Below are 6,532 nucleotides of genomic sequence, written 5' to 3'. Positions count from 1 at the left end.
CGGCGTGGGAGCAAATCCCGACGCTCCAGCGTCACAATATACTGGCCGCTGGAGCGGCCCAGCTGCGTTCCCACGCTAGAGCGGTGGGAACGAGCACAAGCCGTGCAGCGGTTGAGCGGTCGGCTGGAGCGCCACGTTCGGCATTTCCTTACGCGGCCATTTCCAGCGATTTCTTTACCGCGATCTTTGACTAAGCTTTCGGCTATTTCTGGATTACTAATTACATATTTCTCTTGTATGTTCTGCGGAATTTGAATAGTAATTGTTCCATTTTGAATTCCTTACACAGTTTTTATGGTCTAACGTCACAAATAACCAGCGAAAAAAGCAGAGCGAGGTACGAGCGATGCTTTTTTGTGTCCGAGTTAATTTGCTTTGTTAGCCATAAGGTCTCTCCAACTACCCGAGACATATTTATGAATGATACTTGAAACTAAGGTTTGATAAGGAATACCCTCTTCCAGTGCACGTTTTTGTATCGCGACCAAATCTCTATTAGAGATATAGATATTGATTCGTTTATCCTTTCTAAATGTATTTTCAGCTATCTGTTGAATTTCTTTTTTCCGTTCCGGCGTCATTACAGAGACAAATTCATCGGCTTCATACGCCGCTAAAATATCTTTTTCGTATTTATCTAGTTTAACCTCTGTCATTTGCTTTCTCCCAGGTATTTCCTCGTTGCCTTACGGCTGGGAATGATAGTTTTAAGAAATACTTCATCATCCGATTCCACATATGGAACCAAATAGGCGTAACCATCAATATCGACGATATATACCCGCTGATTAGGATACTCCTTGTCATTAGGATGCTTGATGTCATCTATCAAGTCATTGTTTTGCAAGTGAAAAATTACACTTTCAAATGAAACATCCCTTTCATCGATGAGGGTTTGATTTTTGCTTGGATTCCAATTGTAAGCCTTCATGTGGCGGGATTATAGAGCGTGCATGTGCTTATTGGCTTCATTTTTGGTTACCGACACCCATAAGCTGCACGCAATTAGTTCGTAGGCTGGGGTGAGCTTGCGAACCCCAGCATCCAGGCTTGGGTGCTAGAAGAAGCTGGGGTTCGTGCCTCACCCCAGCCTACGGCCCTTTTTTAATCCGCAGATTACGCAGATGAAAAAAGAACCACGAATGGACACGAATAAACATGAATTATTTTTCTTTGTTTCTTCAGGATCCTGATTGCTGAGCCGCGACAGACCGGTGACCGGCAACCTGATCGTCGATAAGTTGACAGCCCGCGTAGGGCGGATGAGAGGCACACTTCGGGGCCGAGTTGGCTACTGTAATTGGGTGCCTCGTCACCCGCCGTCAGGTAATGGTCCCCAGGTGGCGGGTGGCAGCCATCCCTGGCCTGCCCCGCCCTACGCGGGCTTGCGAACCCCAACAGATCGTTATATCGAGCCAAAAGGTGAATTCTTGCACAGTCTCCAGAGCGTGGGAACGAGCAAAAATTTCATAGCGGGAATTTTCAGGGCACGCTCAACATAAGGGCAACAGTGGTTTTTCGGGAGAACGTGGATTTGGAACCAATTTTTTCTGCACTGGGGATATATGCCAATCCATCTCTTCGAGAGGAACCGCGCCCAGCAGCGGCTCGGCACCATGGGGAAGCTCGATTACACGGACATGGCAGGTACGGCCCTCGACTTCGATTTCGACAATTCCGAATACCCGATATTCATGTTCCCCACCGTCGGCAGTGTAAACCCGTACCTTATCCAGCTCTTCCAGTTTGAGTCGGCTTATGATCTCTATCGGCAGGGCCAACTCCGTTGCCCCGGAATCTACCAATGCGTTGCATATGACATCCTCTCCCTTTTCATCATCCGCAAGGAATCGGTTCTGCCAGTTTTTCAGTTTCACTTGTACACTGAATACCCCCATAGTTCTTCCCGTCTATGAATGTTACCCGAACCCTCTGCTGCGTTAGCCAATAGTACAGGATTAACAGGATTTTCAGGATTCACAGGATGTTAGAATTGATTATTCAGAAAACAATCCTGTTAATCTTGTCCTATTAGCGGTCGGCACGACGATTATGTCAACCGCTCCTAATCCTTCATCCGTTCTAGTACCGCGCTCAGCTCGGTGCCGACCTTCAAACCGATGAAGATATAGATGATCGGCATGGCGCCGGCGCTGAGCAGCTCGCCGAAGCTGCCGAGATCGAGAAACCGGTTATCGAGAAAACCGCCCGCGAGTATCAGGCCCAGGACCCCCACCACCACATAGCCGAAACCGGAGAAGGACTCCAACAGCCGCACAATGCCGTGATTCAAGCGGGTATCGGGATCGGCCAGTAGCAGGAGCATGATCCCGGAGGCCAGCACCGCCCCGCCCTGGAAGCCGCCGCCCGGCGTCAGGTGCCCATTGATAAAGACATAGATACCGAGCACGAAGATCAGCGGCAGGAGAAAGTGAACGGCGGTCTGTACCAGTTCACTGGAGGCCCGGCGACTGGGACCTTCTTCCTCCGTCTCACCGACCCGCCGGCGCAGCAGCAGCCCGACCCCCGCCGCGGAGATGAAGAGCACCGCCACCTCGCCCAGGGTATCCAGGCCACGGTAGGTGACCAGCACCGCGGTCACGATATTGGCGGCCCCCAGCTCATCGGGACCCGCTGTCACATAATGCTCGGAGATGGGATTCAACCCGGTGCGGGGGGCATAATTCACCACCATGTGCAGGAAAACGGACCCCAACAGCAACAGGGAGAGCAGTATGGTGACCCGCTTGATCATTTCTCCGGCGGCTCCGTGGTCCGGCGAATGCTGTAGAGAAAGATAATGGTCGTGAGCCCGCTGCCGATGGCGGCCTCGGTCATAGCCACGTCAGGCGCGGCCAGGGCGACATAGGTAATGGCGGCGAACAGGCTGGCCATACCGGCGCTGATGGCCGCGCTGAGGGTGTTCCCCAGGTGGACGGCCAGCAGGGCGCTGACGATGATTCCGGCGCAGAGCGCCGTGCCGATCACGAGCAGGATCATGAGGTCTCCTGTTCCCCCAGCTTGTCGACCACGGTGCGATCGCTCAAGGGGACCCGGATGGCATGGGCCGCACGGGCCAGGGCATGAGCGGAGATGGGGGAAGTCAACATGACAAAGAAGGCGAGAACCAACAACTTGCCCAGCCAGCCGGGATGGGCGAGCCCGATCCCGATCAGGGCCAAGGTGGTCCCCAGGGTCGAGGCCTTGGTGCCGGCCTGTAACCGATTGTAGCTGTCGGGCATGCGCAGCACGCCCAATCCACCCAGCAGCAGGAATACCGAACCGGCCAGGGTCATCAGGGCGCCGAGCATCTCTAAGAAGGCATACATGGATCAGAATCCCTTTTCGCTGTAACGGGCCACGGCCAGTACCCCCAGGAAGCTGAGCAGACCATAGACAATGGCCACATCCACATAGATGAAGCGCCCCCCGAAGTGGGCCAAGAGTACGATGATGCTGATGGCGGTGATGGTCAGCACATCGATGGCGATGATGCGATCGATCGGGGTAGGTCCCCTCATCAATCGGATAATACTGAAGAGACTCCCCAACAGGGTGAGGATTACCGCCAGTGTCATCAGGGTATCGACCATTGTGAGTTCACCCTTGGCTCAGCTGCATGAGATAGTGCTCGAAGCGCGCGGAGATCTCGCGCGTCGCACTCTCCACGTCTTTCCCCGTGACATCGATCCAGTGAATGAACAGGGAATCCTCGATCATATCCACCGTGAGGGTACCCGGGGTCAAGGTAATCGAATTGGCCAGGATCAACCGATAGGTGGGATGCTGCAAGCGGGTCTTTATCTCGACGATCCCCGGATTGATTCGCACCTCCGGCGCGATCACCCGCCGGGCTACATCCAGATTCGATTTGACCAGCTCGCGGGTGAAGAGCCACAAATACCCAAGCACCAACAACGGCGTCTCCGGGGTGAATTTGGTCCCGGCGAACAGAAAGCCGTGGGCCGGGAAGATGAACACCAACAGGGTAGCGACGATGGCCCCCGCCAGCACGACCTGCCACGACAAGGAGGCATTGAGCAACACCCAGACCAACATCATGGATAGCCAGAATGCGACCAGATGTTTCTTTTCTCGGCGATCGGGGGCTGCGATATTCATCTTGGCGGTAGCTTCGGCCTGTGGGCGAGACGATGTTCCGGAATGGAATCCGGCAGTTACCGACCAACAGACGATCTTGAATCTTTCTAAGGCGATCTGTCAGGAGCTTGGAAAAACCCCATCCTTGGAATTTTTCAACACCTAGGTTGGTTGCCGGCGACCGATACTAGTCGGAAAACCGCATCAAAGTTTATAACCTACATCATTGATTCGGATTTATCTTCCCATGTCGGCCCGCTTATCTCAACTCCCTGCGACGAGTGGGGGATAGAGGGTGAAATCCAGATGCGGATCGACGAGATGGTCTCCTCCCGCTTCCTGAGGTGCCCGCTGCTTCTACCCGTCAACCCCCATTCAGGAGCCATCCTCGTCCTGCGACGGCACCCGCTGGGTACTCCGCTCCCGCCTGCGGTTGACCTTGCGTTGGCGCCGACGTACCAGCGTAATGACCGGGCCGGAGACTGCGTAACTCACAAAACCGGCAAGCAGGACCACCGGCGGATGCAGCAACACCACCGCGTAGCCGAGCATCACCACGACCGCGAAGATAAAGGGGACCCGTCCGCGTAGATCGATCTCCTTGAAGCTGTGAAACCGGAAATTACTCACCATGAGCAGACCGGCGCAGGTGGTGATGAGGGCGACCAGCCAGCTCACCTCCGACCCATCGATGCCGTGATCCGCTCCGACCCAAATCCCGGCAGCGATGAGCGCCGCCCCCGAGGGACTCGGCAACCCTTGAAAATAACGCCTGTCCGCACTGCCGAGCTGGGTATTGTAGCGGGCAAGGCGTAGGGCAGCGGCGGTGGTATAGACAAAAGCGGCCAGCCAGCCGACCTTGCCGAGCCCGCTCAAGGCCCATTCGTAGGCCACCAGGGCCGGGGCGACGCCGAAGGCCACCATATCGGAGAGGCTGTCGTACTCCGCCCCGAAATCGCTTTGGGTATTGGTCAGGCGGGCGACCCGCCCATCGAGCCCGTCCAGCACCATGCTGGCGAAGATCGCCAGCGCGGCGGCCTCGAAACGCCCCTGCATGGCCACGAGCACCGCATAAAAACCCGAGAACAGGGCCGCGGTCGTGAACAGATTGGGCAGGAGATAGATGCCGCGTCGAATGCCGGGTCTGGGTTTCTGCTCGTCCATTGCGTGGGCAGTATGGCAGAGAGCTTGCTGGGGGAGCCCAGTATATCAAGTTGTCGGCCCTCGGTTGCCGGTCGCCGGCTTCCGGCAAGGTAGTTTTTACCGCAGTGCCATCTAAGTTAAAGGTTACGGTTGGCAAAGAGAAGAAAAACTACGAATCACGCGAATCCTCGCGGATTGATTCGCACCGATTCGCGCGATTCGTCGTTGGTAGTGGTTAAGGTCTAAATGGAAGCATAGCCACTAGCAGTGGGTTGGGCACGCCACACACAGCACCCCCTCTCCCGGCGGGAGCGGGGCAAAGCCGGTAGGACGGTGGCGTGCCCAACGAATCATTTAAATATTAACCACCACCCGCTAATCACCTCCATAGTTGTGAAGCGGTAGTGCCGTAGGATGCGGTGAGCGCGGTAGGTCTTACAGGATGGCACCACCAGGAGGCGCGAACCGCATCGATGGACGCCCGCAGCGAACCGCATCTTTAAACGGCGATGCACCGCTGATGCCTCGTACCTGTCTCCATTATTGTCGAGTTACGGCAGCACAAACATGGATCGAGCACCAGCATGGACCGATTGGGGTACGCCTAATTCGACCTACCGAGCTCGTGGAACGGCTTCCACTTAAGGGCTTCGAGCTGGTCCAGGATCTCCTGGCGCCGGGTGTCGCGGATTTCCCAGTATTTGTCCCAGATAGCGCCCGCCGCGTCTTTGATGGCCGCGATGAGCTCCGCCGGTAATCTGATGTAATCCTTTACGGATCGGGTATCGGATGTACCGCGTGCGTCGAGGATGGCATCGACATGGCGGGTGAAGTCCAGGCGTCGTTCCACAGCGCGCTCAAGTACGGCCTGGAATTGCTCGGACCCGTCGAAGGGCCTGCGCCGGATGATGTCATGGCTCATCCGGGCGATCAGCCCGTCGAACTCCGCTTTAGCCGAGGCGTAGAGGCGAATGCCCTCTGCATAGCTGCCGGCGTCCTGCCGACCAAAGTCATTGAGCATAGTCACATAGCCCTCGGCCAGGGATTGCTCCCGCGCCAGCACCCCGAAGGCCTTGCTCGCCTCCAGATCGGTCTCCGCCCCACTGCGCCAGGGTACACTCATGAAGACGATCAGCACCAAGACAGTTGACACCGAGTAGGTGGTAGGTCGATAGCGGTTCATGTTCAATATTCTGGTAGTGGTTGAGTCTTAGGGGGCGTTCTCAATTGAGCTAACTCATCATTTTCTCTCGTTCCCACGCGCCGCGTGGGAACGCGGAAGCTCCGC

At 55.9% G+C, this 6,532-nt stretch carries 10 protein-coding genes; all 10 read right to left on the bottom strand.

Annotation, left to right across the window (positions count from 1 at the left end; translation table 11 throughout):
• Positions 1–365: 365 nt before the first annotated feature.
• Positions 366–656 (bottom strand): hypothetical protein, encoded by a 291-nt coding sequence (locus BQ17_RS05845; protein ID WP_089725148.1) that lies wholly within the window; start codon positions 654–656, stop codon positions 366–368.
• Complete coding sequence (locus BQ17_RS05840; RefSeq protein WP_089725146.1) at positions 653–931, bottom strand: BrnT family toxin; 279 nt, start codon at positions 929–931, stop codon at positions 653–655. Before BQ17_RS05840 ends, BQ17_RS05845 begins: the two co-directional genes overlap by 4 nt.
• 562 nt (positions 932–1,493) lie before the next feature.
• Positions 1,494–1,898, bottom strand: coding sequence for a clan AA aspartic protease (locus BQ17_RS05835; protein ID WP_089725144.1), 405 nt, complete (start codon positions 1,896–1,898; stop codon positions 1,494–1,496).
• 167 nt (positions 1,899–2,065) lie between these two features.
• Complete coding sequence (locus BQ17_RS05830; RefSeq protein WP_089725143.1) at positions 2,066–2,755, bottom strand: Na(+)/H(+) antiporter subunit B; 690 nt, start codon at positions 2,753–2,755, stop codon at positions 2,066–2,068.
• Complete coding sequence (locus tag BQ17_RS05825) at positions 2,752–3,000, bottom strand: hydrogenase subunit MbhD domain-containing protein (protein WP_176722312.1); 249 nt, start codon at positions 2,998–3,000, stop codon at positions 2,752–2,754. The genes BQ17_RS05830 and BQ17_RS05825 overlap by 4 nt, the downstream gene beginning before the upstream one ends.
• Positions 2,997–3,329 carry a monovalent cation/H(+) antiporter subunit G gene (mnhG, locus tag BQ17_RS05820; RefSeq protein ID WP_089725141.1) on the bottom strand — a complete coding sequence of 111 codons (333 nt, stop codon included), beginning with the start codon at positions 3,327–3,329 and terminating at the stop codon, positions 2,997–2,999. The genes BQ17_RS05825 and mnhG overlap by 4 nt, the downstream gene beginning before the upstream one ends.
• Positions 3,330–3,332: 3 nt before the next feature.
• Positions 3,333–3,593 (bottom strand): MrpF/PhaF family protein, encoded by a 261-nt coding sequence (locus BQ17_RS05815; protein WP_089725139.1) that lies wholly within the window; start codon positions 3,591–3,593, stop codon positions 3,333–3,335.
• A gap of 7 nt (positions 3,594–3,600) precedes the next feature.
• Positions 3,601–4,122, bottom strand: coding sequence for a Na+/H+ antiporter subunit E (locus BQ17_RS05810; protein WP_089725136.1), 522 nt, complete (start codon positions 4,120–4,122; stop codon positions 3,601–3,603).
• A 354-nt stretch (positions 4,123–4,476) separates the two neighbouring features.
• Positions 4,477–5,265, bottom strand: a complete 789-nt coding sequence (gene pssA / locus BQ17_RS05805) for a CDP-diacylglycerol--serine O-phosphatidyltransferase (protein WP_089725134.1) — start codon at positions 5,263–5,265, stop codon at positions 4,477–4,479.
• 583 nt (positions 5,266–5,848) lie between these two features.
• Positions 5,849–6,427 carry a hypothetical protein gene (locus tag BQ17_RS05800; protein WP_089725133.1) on the bottom strand — a complete coding sequence of 193 codons (579 nt, stop codon included), beginning with the start codon at positions 6,425–6,427 and terminating at the stop codon, positions 5,849–5,851.
• Positions 6,428–6,532 lie beyond the last annotated feature (105 nt).

The sequence above is a fragment of the Candidatus Thiosymbion oneisti genome, from assembly GCF_900092655.1.
Lineage (GTDB): Bacteria > Pseudomonadota > Gammaproteobacteria > Chromatiales > Chromatiaceae > Thiosymbion > Thiosymbion oneisti.
This window is presented reverse-complemented; position numbering and strand designations above follow the sequence as displayed.